General features: G+C 71.7%; 17 protein-coding genes. 15 read left to right on the top strand and 2 right to left on the bottom strand.

Annotated elements, in window-relative coordinates:
* The first annotated feature begins 1 nt into the window (after position 1).
* From ABD256_RS14450 to ABD256_RS14430, 5 genes are read left to right on the top strand one after another with little or no spacing between them, the layout of a single operon-like run.
* Positions 2 to 1042 (top strand): extracellular solute-binding protein, encoded by a 1041-nt coding sequence (locus ABD256_RS14450; RefSeq protein ID WP_344417834.1) that lies wholly within the window; start codon positions 2 to 4, stop codon positions 1040 to 1042.
* Entirely contained in the window at positions 1039 to 1905 is an 867-nt protein-coding gene (locus ABD256_RS14445) for an ABC transporter permease (protein WP_344417832.1), read from the top strand. Before ABD256_RS14450 ends, ABD256_RS14445 begins: the two co-directional genes overlap by 4 nt.
* Positions 1898 to 2716 (top strand): ABC transporter permease, encoded by an 819-nt coding sequence (locus ABD256_RS14440; RefSeq protein ID WP_344417831.1) that lies wholly within the window; start codon positions 1898 to 1900, stop codon positions 2714 to 2716. The genes ABD256_RS14445 and ABD256_RS14440 overlap by 8 nt, the downstream gene beginning before the upstream one ends.
* Entirely contained in the window at positions 2706 to 3746 is a 1041-nt protein-coding gene (locus ABD256_RS14435; RefSeq protein WP_344417829.1) for an ABC transporter ATP-binding protein, read from the top strand. The genes ABD256_RS14440 and ABD256_RS14435 overlap by 11 nt, the downstream gene beginning before the upstream one ends.
* A complete protein-coding gene (locus ABD256_RS14430; protein ID WP_344417827.1) occupies positions 3743 to 5377 on the top strand; it encodes an amidohydrolase in 1635 nt (544 codons plus the stop codon). The genes ABD256_RS14435 and ABD256_RS14430 overlap by 4 nt, the downstream gene beginning before the upstream one ends.
* A gap of 66 nt (positions 5378 to 5443) precedes the next feature.
* Here the strand turns inward: ABD256_RS14430 and ABD256_RS14425 are convergent, their stop codons facing one another.
* The gene (locus tag ABD256_RS14425) at positions 5444 to 6802 is read right to left on the bottom strand and encodes an MFS transporter (protein ID WP_344417825.1); all 1359 of its coding nucleotides are present in this window, start codon (positions 6800 to 6802) and stop codon (positions 5444 to 5446) included.
* Positions 6803 to 6925: 123 nt separating this feature from the next.
* On the opposite strand from ABD256_RS14425, the gene ABD256_RS14420 reads away from it, so the two are divergent.
* From ABD256_RS14420 to ABD256_RS14380, 9 genes are all read left to right on the top strand, one after another.
* Positions 6926 to 7378 (top strand): MarR family winged helix-turn-helix transcriptional regulator, encoded by a 453-nt coding sequence (locus ABD256_RS14420; RefSeq protein ID WP_344417823.1) that lies wholly within the window; start codon positions 6926 to 6928, stop codon positions 7376 to 7378.
* Positions 7379 to 7440: 62 nt separating this feature from the next.
* Positions 7441 to 8367, top strand: a complete 927-nt coding sequence (locus tag ABD256_RS14415) for a hydroxymethylglutaryl-CoA lyase (protein WP_344417821.1) — start codon at positions 7441 to 7443, stop codon at positions 8365 to 8367.
* Entirely contained in the window at positions 8360 to 9091 is a 732-nt protein-coding gene (locus ABD256_RS14410) for an enoyl-CoA hydratase/isomerase family protein (RefSeq protein WP_344417819.1), read from the top strand. The genes ABD256_RS14415 and ABD256_RS14410 overlap by 8 nt, the downstream gene beginning before the upstream one ends.
* Positions 9088 to 10275 carry a CaiB/BaiF CoA transferase family protein gene (locus ABD256_RS14405; protein ID WP_344417817.1) on the top strand — a complete coding sequence of 396 codons (1188 nt, stop codon included), beginning with the start codon at positions 9088 to 9090 and terminating at the stop codon, positions 10273 to 10275. Before ABD256_RS14410 ends, ABD256_RS14405 begins: the two co-directional genes overlap by 4 nt.
* Before the next feature lies 1 nt (position 10276).
* Positions 10277 to 11026 (top strand): enoyl-CoA hydratase/isomerase family protein, encoded by a 750-nt coding sequence (locus ABD256_RS14400; protein WP_344417815.1) that lies wholly within the window; start codon positions 10277 to 10279, stop codon positions 11024 to 11026.
* 5 nt (positions 11027 to 11031) lie between these two features.
* A complete protein-coding gene (locus ABD256_RS14395) occupies positions 11032 to 12657 on the top strand; it encodes an AMP-binding protein (protein WP_344417813.1) in 1626 nt (541 codons plus the stop codon).
* A complete protein-coding gene (locus ABD256_RS14390) occupies positions 12654 to 13643 on the top strand; it encodes an NAD(P)H-dependent flavin oxidoreductase (protein WP_344417811.1) in 990 nt (329 codons plus the stop codon). Before ABD256_RS14395 ends, ABD256_RS14390 begins: the two co-directional genes overlap by 4 nt.
* Before the next feature lie 56 nt (positions 13644 to 13699).
* On the top strand, positions 13700 to 14326 hold the full coding sequence (locus tag ABD256_RS14385; RefSeq protein ID WP_344417809.1) for a ClpP family protease: 627 nt from the start codon (positions 13700 to 13702) through the stop codon (positions 14324 to 14326).
* Complete coding sequence (locus ABD256_RS14380; protein WP_344417807.1) at positions 14323 to 14913, top strand: ClpP family protease; 591 nt, start codon at positions 14323 to 14325, stop codon at positions 14911 to 14913. The genes ABD256_RS14385 and ABD256_RS14380 overlap by 4 nt, the downstream gene beginning before the upstream one ends.
* Before the next feature lie 4 nt (positions 14914 to 14917).
* Here ABD256_RS14380 and ABD256_RS14375 read toward each other — a convergent pair whose 3' ends face one another.
* Positions 14918 to 15283: a helix-turn-helix domain-containing protein gene (locus tag ABD256_RS14375; protein ID WP_344417805.1), complete on the bottom strand. Its 366-nt coding sequence runs from the start codon at positions 15281 to 15283 to the stop codon at positions 14918 to 14920.
* A 144-nt stretch (positions 15284 to 15427) separates the two neighbouring features.
* Here ABD256_RS14375 and ligA point away from each other — a divergent pair, with 144 nt between their 5' ends.
* Positions 15428 to 17419, top strand: a complete 1992-nt coding sequence (ligA, locus tag ABD256_RS14370) for an NAD-dependent DNA ligase LigA (RefSeq protein ID WP_344417803.1) — start codon at positions 15428 to 15430, stop codon at positions 17417 to 17419.
* Positions 17420 to 17445 lie beyond the last annotated feature (26 nt).

Genomic DNA, 17445 nt, shown 5'->3' with positions numbered 1-17445 from the left:
CGTGCCACGCCGGATACCAGCGCTGTTGTCCGCGGCGACGATCCTCCTGGCCGCCGGATGCGCCGTCTCCGAAGGCGGCGAGAACTCACTCGTGTTCGTGTCCTACGGCCAAGGCGCCTACCAGGCGGGCCAGCGATCGGCCGTGCTCAACCCGTACACGGAGAAGACCGGGACCACGGTCACGATCGACGGCCCGTCCAGCATGGCCAAGCTCAAGGCGATGGTCGAAGCGGGCAAGGTCGCGTGGGACGTCGTCGACACCGAGGCGTCGTCGGCGGCCCAGGCGTGCGGCACCCTGGTCGAGCCGGTCGACATGGGGCCGCTGGCGTCGGCGTTCCCGGACGGGACGCTGACGCCGTGCGGGGTCCCGGACGCGTTCTTCGGCCTGACGCTGATGTACAACGCGAACGTCTACGGTGACCACCCGCCTGCCACGCTGGCCGATTTCTTCGACCGCGGCCGGTTCCCCGGGCGGCGGATCGTCTACGGCAACGACCCGAGCGTCGGCACGCTGGAGGCGGCGCTGCTCGCCGACGGCGTGCCGAAGGACCGGCTCTACCCGCTCGACGTGCGGCGCGCGTTGTCGGTGTACGACCGGATCCGGCCCGAGCTGACGATCAGCGACACCTACGGCGACCAGCAGCAGCGCATGGCGGGCGCGCAGGCGGACCTGGCGCTCATCGTCAGTGCTCGCGCCTACTCGCTGCTGAAGGCCGGAGCCACCAACTGGAAGGTGGTTCCCGGCGTGCCGATCCCGGTCACCTGGGACGTTCTGGTGGTGCCAAAGGGTTCCCGCCGGTCCGAGCAGGCGAAGGACCTGATCCGGTTCGCCTCCGAACCGGCGCAGTCGGCGGCGTTCGCCGAGCGGGCCGGGGTGGGGCCCGCGAACTCCGCGGCGAAGCCCCGCTACCCGGAGATCGGCCGTGCGCTCGACATCTGGGGTGACGACAAGGAGGACCTGCGCGTGCTCAGCGATGTGAAGTGGTGGGCCGCCAACCGGGTCCGGGTCGTGAAGACCTGGTCGGACTGGAAGACCGGATGACCGCCGCGGTACCGGTCCGCCGCGCCGTCCTGCGGTCCCGAGCCTCCTGGCTGCTGTTCCCCGCGGCGGCGGTCCTGCTCGTGTTCTTCTGCTACCCGCTCGCCGTGATCCTCCTGCGCAGCTTCTCCGAGCCCGCCTTCGGGCTTTCCAACTACGTGTCCGTGCTCGGCGACGAGGTGCAGATCCGCGTCGTGCTCCGCACCCTCCGGACGGCGCTGATCATCACGGTCGCGACGCTGGTCGTCGCCTATCCCTACGCCTACGCGATGAGCCGCGTCGGCAGGCGCGCCCGCGGCCTGCTCACCCTGCTGGTGCTGATGCCGTTCTGGACCAGCGTGATGGCCCGCAACTTCGCCTGGTACGTCCTGGAACAACGCGGTGGCGTGCTCGAGAAGCTCTTCGACGCCATCGGGATCCACGGCGTGAGCCTGCTGGGCTCGGTCACGGGCGTGACCGTCGCGATGGTGCAGGTGATGCTGCCGTTCATGGTGCTGCCGCTGCAGAACACGATGCGGGGCATCGACCGGAGCCTGCTGCACGCCGCGGGCAGTCTCGGCGCCCGCGGGCCCGTCGCGTTCGTGCGGGTGTACCTGCCGCTGTCGATGCCGGGCGTCCTCGCGGGCGTCTCGGTGGTGTTCATCATGTCGCTTGGCTTCTACATCACCCCGGCCCTGCTCGGCACGCCGCAGCAGGCACTGGCCGCGCAGGTGATCGGCACCAGGGTCAACGACCTGCTCGACTTCGCCGGCGCGGGCGCGCTGGGCGCGGTCCTGCTCGTGCTCACCCTGATCGTGCTCGCGGTGCTCAGCAGGCTCGCCGCACCGCTCGGCACCAGTACGGCAGGAGGTGCGGACCGTGGCTGACTCCGTAACGCGGGTAGCCCGCAAGGAACGCACCCTCGGACCGGTGCTCCGGATCTGGGTCGTGCTCGTCGGGTTCGTACTGGTCGCGCCGACGCTGGTGGTCATCCCGATGAGCTTCGGCGCGGGATCGACCTTCCAGTTCCCGCCTGGGGGCTGGTCGCTGCGCTGGTACGGCGAGTTCTTCGGCAGCAAGCAGTGGCTGGCGTCGCTGGCCAACTCCGTCCAAGTGGGACTGCTGGCCGCCGCGCTGGCCACCGTGCTCGGGGTCGCCGCGGCGTTCGGGCTCGACCGCGCCCGGTTCCGCGGCCGCGGTGCCGTCCGGCAGCTCCTGATGGCGCCGATGATCCTGCCCGGCATCGTCGTCGCGGTCGCCGTCTACGGGGTTTTCCTGCGGTGGCAGCTCAACGGCACCATGCTCGGCTTCGTGCTGGCGCACACGGTGCTCGGCGTGCCGTTCGTGATCACCTCCGTGCAGACCAGCCTCGCCGGTTACGACCCCGCGATGGAGCGGGCCGCCGCCAGCCTCGGCGCGAGCCGGTTGACCACGCTGCGCAAGGTGGTCCTGCCGCTCATCGCGCCGGGGGTGACCTCCGGTTTCGTGTTCGCCTTCGCCACTTCGTTCGACGAGGTGGTCATCGCCCTGTTCCTGCAGACCCCTGATCTCAAGACGCTGCCGGTGAAGATGTACGAGTCGATCGTCCTCGAGATCGACCCGACCATCGCCGCGGCGTCCAGCCTGATCGTCGTGTGCACGACGATCCTGCTGCTCGTGCCCCAGATCCTTCGCCGGAGGAGCGATCATGACCGATGACCACCGCAGCGGTATCACCACCGCGCACGTGACCAAGGAGTACCCCGGAATCGGCCGCCCGGCGGTGGACGACGTGTCGCTGGACATCGCCGACGGCGAGTTCATGACCTTCCTGGGGCCGTCGGGTTCCGGGAAGACCACGATGCTGTCCATGATCGCCGGGTTCACCCCGCTCACCGCCGGCTCGATCACCGTCGACGGCCAGGAGATCTCGGGCCTCAAACCCCACCGGCGCGATCTCGGCGTGGTGTTCCAGCAGTACGCGCTGTTCCCGCACATGACCGTGGCGCGCAACGTCGCGTTCGGGCTCGCCCGGCGCGGACGGCCGCGCGCGGAGATCGAGCGGCGGGTCGCGGACGCGCTGGAAATGGTCGGCCTCGCCGCGCTCGGCGACCGCTTCCCCCGCCAGCTCTCCGGCGGGCAGCAGCAGCGGGTGGCGCTCGCCCGCGCCGTGGTCTACGAGCCGAGGGCGCTGCTCATGGACGAACCGCTCGGCGCGCTGGACAAGAAGCTCCGCGACCAGCTCCAGCGCGAGATCGCGCGGATGCACCGGCAGCTCGGCATGACCTTCCTGTTCGTCACCCACGACCAGCAGGAGGCGCTCACGCTGTCCGACCGGATCACGGTCTTCAACGACGGCCGCGTCGAACAGGTCGGCACCCCGGAGGATCTCTACGAGCGCCCGCGAACCCTCTTCGTCGCGCAGTTCGTCGGCGAGTCCAACGCGCTGCGCCTCAACCCCGGCGAGGTGACGATCGTGCGTCCCGAACGCGTGACCCTGCATTCGGGCACCGGGGCCCCCGCCGGTCATCAACGAGCGAGCGCGGTGGTCACCGACGTCGTCTACGTCGGCGACCACAGCCGGGTGTGGCTCCGCTACGGCGACGGCACCCGTGGCTGCGCGGTGCTGCCCGCGGGCGCGGTCCACGAACACCGGCCCGGCGCCGACGTCGTGGTGGCCTGGCACCCCGAGCACCAGGCCGTGGTCCCGGACTCGGAGCCGGACGTCGCCGAAAGGGTCGCGTCATGAGCGATCTGCTGCTGCGGGGCGGACTCGTCCGCACCTTCGACGGAGACCGCACCGCGTCCGCGGTGCTGATCCGCGACGGTCTCGTGCACGCCGTCGGCGACGATGCCACCGTGTCCTCGGCGGCGGAGGCGGGTGCCAGAGTGGTTGAGCTGCACGGGAAAACGGTCCTGCCCGGCCTCAACGACGCGCACCTGCACCTGGCCTGGCACGCGCTGAGCGGCCCGGAGTTCTGCGTGGACCTCGCGGGCGCGGGTGATCTGGCCGCCGTCCGCGCGGCGCTGGCCGGGGCACCGGACGGGGAGTGGATCGTCGGGCGCGGCTGGCGGGAGACCACCATCGCGGAGTTCGCGGCGGGCGGCGCGGTGCCGTCCCGCGCGTGGCTGGACGAGGTCACCGGTGACCGGCCCGCCGTGCTCCACCACGCCTCGTCGCATTCGGTGTGGGCCAACAGCGCCGCGTTGCGCCGGGCCGGGATCACCGCCGCCACACCGGATCCGCCCGCCGGGGAGATCGTGCGCGACGACGGCGGCGAGCCGACCGGGATGCTCGTGGAAAGCGCGCAGGACCTCGTGGCGCGGCTGATCCCGCGGCCGGGCAGGGAGGAGCGGCTCGACACCATCGTGCGGGGGATGCGGCGCCTCAACCGCCTCGGCGTCACCAGCGTGACGGATCCGATCGTGCCCCCCGACCTGTGGCGGGACTACCAGGACCTGCACGCGGCGGGCCGGATGACGGTGCGGGTCAACGCGCTCCTGCACTGGGACTGGCCCAATCCCACCACCTCGGCCGCGAGCCTGCGCCGCCATTTGGCCAGCGCGGCGTTCGGCGGTGACGCCATGCTGCGCGCGGGCGGGATCAAGCTGTTCGCCGACGGGGTGCCGACGCACTGCACGGCGTGGATGCACCGGCCGTACCCCGGCGGCGGCCACGGCGATCTCGTCACCATGGGGGAGAGCGCCGAGTCCAGAGTGGACGAACTGCGCCAGCTCATCCTTGCGGCGCAGGCGAAACGGGTCCAGGCTCAGGTGCACGTGACCGGCGACCGCGCGGCCGACGCCGTGGTGGACGCCATCGAGGCCGCGGCGTCCGCTGACCCGTGGCAGGCGGCGCGGCACGTGCTGATCCACGGGACGTTCCTGTCGCCCGCGGTCCACGAGCGGCTGGCGCGGCACGGGATCGGCGTGATCACCAGCTCGTTGATGCGGACCTTCAGCGGGCCGTCCATGGTGCGCACGGTCGGCGAAACCCAATGGGCACAAGCCTTTCCCGCGCGCGCACTGCTGGATCACGGCGTGGCCACCGCGGACAGCTCGGACGCGCCGGTCACCACCCCCGACTGGCGGCGCGGCGTCGCCACCTTCACCGGCGCACCCGGCCCGAACCCCTACGCGGCACCGGCACCCGCCGATCGGCTGAGCCGGGAGGAGGCGTTGCGGTTGTGGACCATCGGGCCCGCCTGGATGGAGAACGCCGAAGGGGTCAAGGGCGCGCTGGCCCCGGGGCGGCTCGCGGATCTGGCCGTGCTCGACGGCGACCCGGTCACCGCCCCCGGCCCGGAACTGCTGGGGCTGCGGTCCGTGCTGACCGTCGTCGGCGGGCGGGTGGTACACGAGTCCGAAGTGGACGGATGAGGTCGACGTCGATCGAGTCCCGCATGCCCTGAAGGCGCCCTCCGGGGCAGGCGCGGGCCGCGCCGCTCAGCCGGGCACCTGCGATCGGGCGACGTCGGCACCCGTGCTTTCCCGCAGCGCGCGGGCGGGAATGCCGACCAGCAGGATGATCCCGCCCAGCACGACGACCCCGGCGCTGATCCGCAGGCCGAGGTCGAGCGACCCGGTGGTCGTCTTGATCCAGCCGAGCAGCGCCGGGCTGGTGGCCGCGGCGAGGGAGCCCATCGTGGTCACCATCGCGATGCCGCTCGCCGCGGCGGGGCCGGACAGGTAGATCGACGGGATGGAGTAGAACACGGTGAGGCCGGAGTAGTGCGCCGCGGTCATCAGCGCCAGCAGCACGATCACGAGGTACGGGTTGCCGCTGGCGAAGGACAGGCCGACCAGGCAGGCGGCGGCGAAGAACTCGGCTCCGGCCGCGTGCCACCGCCGTTCCAGGGTGCGGTCGGAATGGCGGCCGGCGAGCAGCATCACACCCATGCCGAGCACCGGCGGGATCGCCGCGAGCAGCCCGATGTCCAGGACGTTGCCGACACCGGAGCTGTTGATCACGAGCGGGGTCCAGAACGAGACCGCGTTGGCGAGGGTGTAGCAGCCGCACGAGACGAGGCCGAGCACGTAGACCCGGGGATCTTTCAGCGCCCGCAGCATCCCGCCGTGCTTCGCCCCGGCCTGCTTGCGGTCCTGGTCGGCGGCGAGATCGGCGGCGATCGCCTGCCGCTCGGCCTCGTCGAGCCAGCGCGCTTCGGCGGGCTTGTCCTGGAAGAACCGCAGCACCAGCAGGCCGAGCAGGATGGGCGGCAGTGCCTCCAGCACGAACAGCCACTGCCAGTCCTTGAGCCCGAAGGCGCCGCCGAGGGTGTGCATGATCCAGCCCGACAGCGGCGGCCCGACGATTCCGGACAGCGGGACCCCGAGGAAGAACATCGCCGTCATCCTGGTCCGCCGCGCCGAGGGGAACCACTGCGCGAGGTAGAACAACGCGCCGGGGAAGAAGCCCGCCTCGGCGACGCCGAGCAGGAACCGGGCCACGTAGAACAGCGTGGACGTGGTCGCGAGCGCGGTCAGGAGCGTGATCACGCCCCACGACAGCATGATCCGCACGAGGGTCTTCCTGGCGCCGATCCGGGCGAGCAGCATGTTGCTCGGCACCTCGAAGAGGATGAAGCCGACGAAGAACAGCCCGACGGCGAGCCCGTAGACGCCCTCGCTGAACCCGAGGTCGGCCTTCAGCCGGACCTGGGCCACCCCGACGTTGGTCCGGTCGATGAAGCTGACCACGTAGCAGCCCAGCAGCAGCGGCATGATCCGCCAGGCGACCTTGCGGTAGAGCGGGTCGCGGGGAACGGCGGACCCGTCGGGGCCGCCGGGTGAAGTCGACGTCACTGTCTCACTCCGTGCTCGGTGGGATGGCACGTCCGGTGCCGGACCCGAGTCTCAGTCCGTCTGTTGTTAATGTCAACACCGGTGCTGGGATCGCCGGTGCGGCCGGTGGCCTAGAATCACGGGATGAGCACGCTGCTTCCCATCTCAGAGCTGCTGTCGTACCGGATGCACCGGGTCGCCAACGCGATCTCGCGCAGCGCGTCGACCCGGTACCGCCGCGACTTCGACGTCAGCCTCGGCGAGTGGCGGACGCTGGCACTGCTGGGCGAGGATCCGGCGCTCACGCTGAACAAGCTCGCCGCGCGCGCTGGCCTCGACAAGGCGCAGATGAGCAGGGTGGTGACCAAACTGGACGAACGCGGGCTGCTGGTCCGCGAGTCCGGTGCCGGACGCAGCACCCGGCTGTCGCTGAGCCGCAAGGGGAAATCGGTCTACCAGGGGCTGATCGAGGCGGCGAACGAGCGCAACGACGCGTTCCTGGTCTGTCTGACCCCCGCCGAGCGCGAAGCGCTGGACTCGGCGCTGGACAAGCTGGGCAAGCTCGCGAAGGCGTTGGAGAGTCAGCAGTCTCTCTAAGTGTTGACTTTATCAACACTATTCCGGTAGTCCTGGGGTGACTGATCCCCAGGAGGTGATCGATGGCAGACCGCGTGACGATCTGCGAGTGCTTCGCCCGCGACGGGTTGCAGCACGAGACCGGGTTCGTGCCGACGGAGACCAAGCTCGGGCTGCTCGCCGCGTTCACCGCGGCGGGGTTCCGCCGCGTCGAGGCCACGAGCTACAGCCACCCGCGCCACGTTCCCGCGTTCGCCGACGCCTCCGACGTGCTCGCCGGGCTTCCCCGTGCCGAAGGCGTCGCGTACAAGGCGACCTGCCCCAACCCGAGGGCCGTGCACCGCGCGATCGCCGACCTCGACGCCGGTCGCGGGGCCGAGGAACTGAGCTTCCTGGTCTCGGCGACCGAAGCGCACACCGAGCGCAACCTGCGCACCACCCGTGCCGCCCAGTGGGAGAACGTCGCGGAGATGGCCCGGCTGGCGCGAGGGAGGTTCACCCTGGTCGGCGTCGTGTCGGTCGCGTTCGGCTGCCCTTTCGAGGGCGCGGTCGACCCCGGCTCGGTCGTCGCCGACATCGTCCGGTTCGCCGAGCTCGGCGCGGGCCTGATCACCCTCGGCGACACCGTCGGCGCCGCCACCCCCAGGACCGTCGCCGACCTCTACCGGCGGATCGGCCTGGCCGGGGTCGAGATCCCGGTGGTGGCGCACATGCACAACACCCGGGGGACCGCGCTCGCCAACTGCGTGGCCGCGCTGGACGCGGGCTGCCGCCACTTCGACACGGCCTTCGGCGGCGTCGGCGGGCATCCCGCCCGGATCGCCTACGGGCAGGGGCTCACCGGGAACGCCTGCACCGAGGACCTGGTCGCGCTCTTCGAGGCGATGGGCGTCGAAACCGGGCTGGACGCCGATCGCGTCGCGGCGGCGTCCGAACTCTGCGAGCGGGCACTGGGCCGCGAGCTCTACAGCATGGTGGCCAAGGGCCGGAAGGAGAAACTCGATGCCTGAGGTCCTGCTCAGCGAGGACGACGGGGCGGTGCGCGTGCTGCGGCTCAACCGCCCCGAAAAGCTCAACGCGCTGAACACGGCGCTCACTCGCGCGCTGCACGACGCACTGCTCGAAGCCGACCGCGACCCGGGGGTCCACGCGCTGGTGCTGGCGGGCAGCGGACGCGGTTTCTGCGCGGGTGCCGATCTTTCCGAGTTCGGGCACCTGACGCCGGACAACCCGGCCGCCGTGCTGGAGCGGGCCGAGCTGACCAGCCGCACCCAGTCGTTGCTGCGCGAGCTGTCCACCCCGGTGGTTTCCGTGGTGCGGGGCGCGGCGGTCGGCGGGGGCGCCGGCCTGGCGATCGGCGCCGACATGACCGTGGTCGCGACCGACGTCAGGTTCGGGTACCCCGAGCTGAAGCATTCGATCGTGCCCGCGGTCGTGATGACCGGCCTGCAGCGGCAGCTCGGCCCCAAGCTGGCCTTCGAGCTGATCAGCCTCGGCCGGATGCTGACCGCGCGGGAGATGCTCGAGCTGGGACTGGCCAACCGCGTCGCCGGACCGGGGGACCTGCTGGACGAGGGCCTGCGGATCGCCCGCCGGTGGGCCGAGTCCAGCCCGCTGGCGATGGCCGCGACGAAGACCCTGTTCCACCGGGTCGCCGAGCTGCCCTACGCCGAGGCGATGCGGGCGGGCCGCGACGTCAACGTGATCATGCGCGGGTTCCGGGAGCGCCGATGAAACCGCTGTCCGGTATCACCGTCCTCGACTTCTCCCGCGTGCTGGCCGCCCCGCTGGCCACCCAGTGCCTCGCCGAACTCGGCGCCACCGTGCTCAAAGTGGAGCGTCCCGGCCGCGGTGACGAGTCCCGCGGCTGGGAGCCCCGCCTTCCCGAGGGCGAGAGCGCGTACTTCTTCGCGTTCAACCGCGGGAAGCGCTCGATCACGCTCGACCTGAAGTCCGGGCGCGGCAGGGGGATCGCCCGCGATCTCGCGGCCAAGGCCGACGTGGTGGTCGAGAACTTCCTCCCCGGCACGCTGGACAAGATGGGGCTCGGCTACCACGAACTGTCCACTGTGAACCCCGGGCTGGTCTACGTCTCCAACACCGGCTTCGGGCAGGATGGCCCCTACCGCGACCGCAAGGGCTACGACACGATCTTCCAGGCCCTGTCCGGGATCATGCACCTGACCGGGCACCCGGACACCCCGCCCGCGAAGGCGGGCATCCCGGTCTCCGATCTCGCGTCCGGGCTGTGGACGATGATCGCCGTCCTCACCGGGCTCGTCGGGCGCGGCGCCTCCGGCCGCGGCTCCCATGTGGACGTGGCGATGATGGACGTCCAGGTGAGCCTGCTGGCGCTCGCCGCGGCCAGGTTCTTCGCCTACGACGAGGACCCCGTCCGGCAGGGCACGCAGCACCCCGGCCGGGTGCCCTCGGCGGCGTTCCAGTGCCGGGACGGCCACTGGCTCCACCTGAGCGCGAGCGACCAGCACTGGGCGCCGCTGTGCGAGGTGCTCGGCCTCACCGAGCTCGCGGCCGATCCGGACCTGGCCGCCAACACCGGACGGCTCGCGCAGCGCGAGCGGGTCCTCGGCGCACTCCGGGCGGCCTTCGCGCAGCGGCCGCGGGCGGAGCTGGCTGGTGCACTGCGCGAGCGCGAGGTCCCGGTCGGCGAGGTCAACTCCGTCCGCGAGGCGCTGGCCGACCCGAACACCGTCGCGCGCGGCATGGTCGGGCACTTCGACCACCCCGCCGAGGGCCGCTTCCCGGCGTTGCGCACCCCGTTGCGCCTTGACGGCTACGAAGACCCGGAACCCGCCGTGCCGCCACGGCTCGGTGCCGACACCGGCGCGGTGCTGGCCGGCTACCTCGGGCTGTCCGAACGGGAAATCGAAGCGCTGCGCGAGGAAGAGGTGATCTGAAGTGGACCCGGTGCTGGTGCGCGCGGACGCCGGGGTCGCCGAGGTGACCCTGAACCGCCCCGAGGCGCGCAACGCGCTGAACCTCCCGATGTGCACGGCGTTGCGCGAGATCTTCGCCGACCTCGACGCCGACGGCGACGTGCGCGCCGTCGTGCTCAAGGCCGGCGGCCCGGTCTTCTGCGCGGGCGCGGACCTCAAGGAGCGCAAGGGAAAGGACGAGACCTGGGTGCGCCGCCGCAGGCTCGCCTCGTTCGCCGCCTACGAGACGATCGAACGCTGCGGGAAGCCGGTGCTCGCCGTGGTGGACGGCCCGGTGGTCGGCTCCGGCGGCGAGATCGCCATGAGCTGTGACTTCGTGCTCGCCTCCGGGGCCGCGACCTTCCGCTTCCCCGAACCGCACTGGGGCACGATCGGCGCGACCCAGCGGTTGCAGCGGGTCATCGGCAAGCGGCGGGCGAAGGAACTGCTGTTCACCGGCCGTGTCCTCGGCGCGGAGGAAGCCGCGCGCCTCGGACTGGTGACCCGGCTTGCGGCGGACGGTGAGCTGGGCACACTGGTGGCGGAGACGGTCGAGGCGATCGTGGCCGCCCCGCCGCTCGCGCTGAGCCTGACCAAGCAGTCGGTCGACCTCGGCGAGGAGATGGCGCTGAGCACCGGGATCCGCATCGAAATGGCCGCGATCGAGCGGAACCTCGCCGACGGCGGGTGGCGGCGGGGCGTCGCCGAGTTCGCGGACCGGATCGGGGAGTGAGCGGAATGGACCTGAGCGACGTGGACCTCGACCTCACCGGTGTCTGTCCACTCACGACCGACGCCGCGCTGCGCCGCGCCGCGATCGTGGTGCCCGACCTCGAAGCGGTCGTCAACGCGCACGAGCGCGTGACCTACGCCGAACTGGCCGGACAGGTGGCGACGCTGCGTTCCGCGCTGCGCTGCGCGGGTGTCGAGCGCGGTGACCACATCGGACTCTGCCTGGGCAACGGGCCACGCTGGGTCGCGCTGTTCCTCGCCATCACCTCGCTCGGCGCGGTGACCGTGCCGGTGAACACCCGCTTCAAGGCACCCGAGTTCGAGTACGCGCTGCGCCAGTCGGACGTCAAGCTGCTGTTCCTGGCGGAGAAGGTGCTCAGCTCCGAGTTCGTCGCGATGCTCCGGGAGATCTGCCCCGCGGTCGACGCGGAGCTGCCCGACCCGAACCTGCCCCGGCTGGCGCGGGTCGTGGTGATCGGCGCGGACGTACCCGCGGGAGCACTCGGCTGGGAGGAGTTCACCGCGGGCGCGGGCGAGCCCGTCGAGGCGTGCGGCGACCCCGATGACGTGGCGCTCGTCCAGTACACCTCGGGCACCACCTCGTTCCCCAAGGGCGTGCTGCTCACGCACCGGAGCATGTGCGCCGACGCGTTCTTCTCCGGCACCAGGCTCGGCCTGCACGCGGGCGACCGGTTCTACAGTGGACGGCCGTTCTTCCACGTGGCGGGGACGACGCTGTCGATACTGGCCTGCGTCCAGCAACTGTCCACTTTGGTCACCGCGGAGCGGTTCGTGCCGGAAACCGCGTTGCGGCTGCTCGCCGACGAGCGGTGCACGCACTTCGCGGGCAACGACACCATCGCGCTGATGCTGCTCAACCACCCCGGCCGCGACCGGTACCGCCTGCACCTGCGCGGTGCCTGGCTCGCCGCGTCGCCGACGGTGGTGCGGCGCGTGATCGACGAACTGGGCGCCACCGAGGCCGTGGTCGGCTACGGGTTGTCGGAGGCCGCGCCGAACGTCGCCCAGTCGGCGTGGTGGGAGGACGAGGACCAGCGGGTGGACGGCAGCATGCCGCCGGAGCCCGGTGTTTCCGTGCGCCTGCGGGATCCCGTCACCGGGAACGACGCCGCGCCGGGAGAGCAGGGTGAGATCCTGGTCCGCGGGTGGAACGTGATGCGCGGCTACTACGCGATGCCGGAGCAGACCGCGGCCGTCCTCGACGGCGACGGCTGGCTGGCCACCGGCGACCTCGGCGTCCTGCGCGCCGACGGGCGGCTGCTGTTCACCGGCAGGGCGAAGGACCTGATCAGGGTCGGCGGGGAGAACGTCGCCCCCACCGAGGTCGAGGCGGTGCTGCACCGCCATCCGGCGATCCGCCAGGCCGCGGTGGTCGGCGTGCCGGACGAACGGCTCGTGGAGGTCCCGTTCGCCTTCGTGGTCCTCAACGACAGCGCGGACCTTTCACCGGGCGAGCTGCTCGAATGGTGCCGTGGCGAGATGGCCGGGTTCAAGGTGCCGCGCCACCTGCGGATCGTCGACGGGTTCGAGGGGATCGGGATGACCGCGAGCGCGAAGGTCCAGAAGAAGCAGCTCGCCGAACACGCCGTGCGGCTCCTGGACGCCCGATGACCGCGATCGCCACGAACCTCACGCGGCTGCTCGGCATCGACCTGCCGATCGTGCAGGCCGGGATGTCCTGGGCCTCGTCCTCGCCGGAGCTGCCGCTGGCGGTGTCCCGCGCGGGCGGCCTCGGCGTGCTCGCCGCCGGGCCGATGCGGCTCGACGCCCTACGCGACGCGGTCAGGGCACTGCGCGCGGGCACCGACCGCCCGTTCGCGGTCAACCTCCCGCTCTACCGCAAGGGCGCCGACGAGGCGATGGACCTGTTACTGGCCGAGCGGATCCCGGTCCTGATCGCCTCGCAGGGAGGGCCTCGGCGCTACCTCGACCGGTTCCGGGCCGCGGGCACCGTCTGCCTGCACGTCGTGGCGAGCACCGAACACGCGCGCAAGGCAGCGGGTACCGGCGTCGACGGCCTGGTCGTGGTCGGCGCCGAGGCCGGCGGGCACCCGCCCCCTGACCTGGTCTCCACGCTGGTGATCGTCAGGGCGGTCGCCCGCGCGGTACCGGACCTGCCGCTCATCGCGTCGGGCGGCTTCGCCGACGGGGCAGGGCTGGCCGCCGCGCTCGCGCTCGGCGCCGGGGCCGCGCAGTTCGGCACCCGGTTCCTGCTGAGCGCCGAGGCGAACGTCCATCCCGCCTACCAGCGGGCGGTCCTGTCGGCGTCGGTGACCGACGCCCAGCCGGTCGGCCGCGACCTGGGCGTCATCCGCGCGCTGCCCAACGCCTTCACGCGCGACATGGCGAAGCTCGAACGCGACGGCGCGAGCGTGGAGGACCGCAGGGCCCGCTTCGCGCAGTCCACCCTGAAGATGGCCGCCTTCGACGGGGACGTCGACAACGGCAAGATCGAAGCGGGCCAAAGCGCGGGCCTGGTGGACGAAGTGCTTCCCGCCGGCGAGATCGTCCGCGCGCTCGCCGCCGAATACCTGGCCACCGTCCGGTCGCTGCCGGCCGGAAGTCCACAGTGGAGAGATCAGGCTGCTGAGAGCTGATCCGCTCACAGCAGAGAAAGCGGCGAACGGCCCCGTGCGGGCGGCATGGTCGGGGCATGACGAACGACGAGAAGCAGCCACTGTTCGACCGCCTGCTCCGGGAACGGTTCTACAGCCAGCGGGTGCTGGTGCTCGACGGTGCGCTCGACGACGACAACGGGACCGTGCTCGCCACCCAGCTCCTCGCCCTCGCGAGCGATGACCCCCGTAAGGACATCGCGCTGTGGATCCACTCGCCGGGCGGCTCGGTCCCGGCGATGCTGGCCATCCGCGACGTGATGCGGCTCGTGCCGTGCGACGTGGTCACGCTGACGCTGGGGCTGGCGTGCAGCGCGGGGCAGTTCCTGCTTTCCGCCGGCACGCCGGGGAAGCGCTTCGCACTCCCGCACGCCCGCGTCCTGATGCACCAGGGCTCGGCGGGGATCGGCGGCTCGGCGGTCGAGGTGGAGGTGCAGGCCGACGATCTGCGGCACACCAGGGATACCGTGCTGGGGCTCATCGCGGACGACACCGGCCAGCCGGTCGACCGGATCTACGCCGACTCGCTGCACGACCGCTGGTTCACCGCCGAACAGGCACGCGAGTACGGCTTCATCGACCACATCGTCGACGCACTGGACCAGGTGGTGCCGGTGCGCACGAACCGGCTGGGCCTCGGCACCAGGACGGCGGCCACGGCATGAGCACGTACACCATTCCCAACGTCATCACCCGCGACGCGCGCGGCGAGCGGGTCATGGACGTCTACTCGCACCTGCTGTCGTCGCGGATCGTCTACCTGGGCACCGCGATCGACTCCGGGGTGGCCAACGCCCTGATCGCCCAGCTCCTGCACCTGGAGTCAGACGACCCCGACCAGCAGATCAACCTGTACATCAACTCCGAGGGCGGTGACCCGTCGGCGATGCTCGCGCTGTACGACACCATGCGCTTCATCAAGGCGCCGGTGGCGACGACGTGCATCGGCCAGGCCGTCGCGGCCAGCGCGGTGCTGCTGGCGGCGGGGGAGCCGGGGCACCGCTGCGTGCTGCCGCACACCAGGGTGGTGCTGCACCAGCCCGCGGCGCAGGGCCGCGGCACCATCCCTGATCTCATCCTGCAGGCCGACGAGGTGGTGCGGGTCCGCACCCAGCTGGAGGAGATCCTTTCGGCGCACACCGGCCGGGCGATCGCCGACCTGCGGCACGACACCGACCGCGACCGCGTGTTCGACGCGGCCGCGGCGGTCGGCTACGGGCTGGCGGACACCATCATCGACCAGCGGCCGTGACGGATCAGGCCGCCATGAGCAGCGGCCCCGCCGGGCGACGCGCGGGACGCGGGTGACGGTGCCGCCCGACCTCGCCCGCGATCCCGGTGAGCAGGTCCGGCAGGCCGATCCCGAGCGCACCGGTGACCGCGGCGATCATCTCGCTCGACGGCTCCTTGCGACCGCGTTCGATCTCGGACAGGTACTGGGGCGAGATACCGGCCCGCTCCGCGATGTCGATGAGGCGCCCGCCTTGTTCTTCCCTGATCCCGCGCAGGCTCCGGCCGAGCGCCTCGCGCCACAGGGGTTCCGGGCCCTGTTCCGGCACTGGCTCCTGATCGCGATCCGCCGCCGGGGCGTGGTTCCGCTGGAACTGGAGAATGTCCGCCATACCGTCATCCTGACACCGGCCCGCCCGCCGCGGCCGCACTTACGCTCACGGCGGAACTCCCGGCGCGTGGCCGCGGTGCGCGCGGAGCGTCGTGCCGGTGTTGTGTCGGTGTTGTGTCGGTGGGCAGGGGTAGCGTGCTGTGCCGTGGACGCTGGAGAACGCATTCAGGAACTCGCCGATCAGGTCGTGGCGTTGCGCGACGCCTATTACCGGGGGTCGCCGAAGGTGGCCGACGCCGAGTACGACGGGGTCGAGGACGAGTTGCGCGGGCTGATCGAGGCGAACCCGGAGCTGGCGCCGGATCCGAACCCGCTGGAGCAGGTGGGCTCGCCGGTGGTGCTGCACGCGCCGGTCCGGCACTCGCGCCCGATGCTGTCGCTGGAGAAGGCGACGAAGTCCGAGCAGGTCGTGGCGTTCTTCGACCGCTTTCCCGGCCAGTCGGTGGTGGTCATGCCGAAGCTGGACGGGTTGTCGCTGGCCGTGGTCTACGAGGACGGGCGGCTGGCGCGCGCGGTCACTCGCGGCGATGGGACGACCGGTGACGACGTGACCCCGTTGGTGCGGGCGCTGACCGGCGGGATCCCCGAGCGCCTCGACGCGCCGGGCCGGGTGGAGGTGCGGGGCGAGGTGGTCATGCTGCGCTCCACCTTCGCCGCCTACAACGCCGCGCACCCGGACAAGCCGCTGATCAACCCGCGCAACGCCGCCGCGGGCACCCTGCGGGCCAAGGACCCGGCCACCGTCGCCGAGCGGCGCCTCCAGTTCCTCGCCTTCGACCTGCACACCGATCCCGACAGTGCGGAGTCCGATCTGGACGGTGCACTGCGGACGCTCGGGTTCACCGCCGCCGACATGCGCCACTGCGACGGTGCGGAGGCGGCGCAGGAGGTGATCTCCGAGATCGAGCGGCGGCGCAACGACCTGGACTACGACCTGGACGGCGCGGTGCTGCGGCTGGCCGACCGCGACGCGTACGCCGCCGCGGGAACGCGGTCGAGCTCGCCCCGTGGCGCACTGGCCTTCAAGTTCGCGGCCGAGGAGAAGACCACGGTGCTGTCCGATGTGGTCTGGGATGTCGGCAAGACGGGCAAGATCGCCCCGGTGGCGTGGCTGGAGCCGGTGTTCGTCGGCGGGACCACGGTCACCCGCGCGACGCTGGCCAACCAGGAGGTGATCCGCGCCCGCGGGATCCGCATCGGCGACACGGTGCTGGTCCGCCGCGCGGGCGACGTGATCCCGTTCGTCGCCGGGGTGCTCGACGCGGCGAAGCGCACGGGCGCGGAAACCGAGATCGTGCCGCCCGCCACCTGCCCGTCGTGCGCGCAGCCGCTGACCGAGCAGGGCAACAGCCGCGAGCTGTTCTGCACCAACGTTTCCTGCCCCGCCCAGACCGTGCGGCGGCTGATCCACTGGGCGTCGAGGGCGGCGGCGGACATCGACGCCGTCGGCGGGGTGTGGATCGAACGGCTGGCCGAGGCCGGGATCCTGGAACACCCCTCGGACTTCTACCGGCTGGACAGGGAGCGGTTGCTGGAGTTCGACCGCATCGGCGAGGTCTCGGCCACGCGCATGATCGACTCGATCGACGCCAGCCGCGGGGTCGGCCTGCGCCGGGCGCTGATCGGGCTCGCGATCCCGATGGCCTCCGACGGCACCGCGGCGCGGTTGTGCCGGGCGGGATTCGGTTCGCTGGAGGAGGTCGCCGACGCGGGGGAGGAGGCGCTGGTGGCGGTGGAGGACATCGGGCCGAAGGTCGCCGCTTCGCTGATCGAGCACCTCACCCGGTTGCGGCCCGAACTGGAACGGCTGCGCGAGCGCGGGGTTTCCCTGGACGTGCGCGAGGAGGACCTGCCGCCGGTGGTCGCCGCCGGTGCGCCGCTGGCCGGGAAGACGGTCGTGGTCACCGGCGCGATCAGCGACCCGCGCTCCGGGGAGAAGGTGCCCCGCCCGACTTTCCAGCGCCTGTGCGAGAAAGCGGGCGCGACCATCGCTTCGTCGGTCTCGGCGAGCACCGACCTGCTCGTCACCGGCGCCGACGTCGGCGCGAGCAAACTCACCAAGGCCGAAAAGCACGGCGTCGAAGTCGTCGACCAGGGCGAGATCTGGCAGCAGCTCATCGACGCCAACGTCGTCTGAGGGACCCGGGTCACCTGGCCGGGTCC

This window comes from Amycolatopsis minnesotensis (assembly GCF_039529815.1).
GTDB classification, from domain to species: Bacteria; Actinomycetota; Actinomycetes; order Mycobacteriales; family Pseudonocardiaceae; genus Amycolatopsis; species Amycolatopsis minnesotensis.
This window is presented reverse-complemented; position numbering and strand designations above follow the sequence as displayed.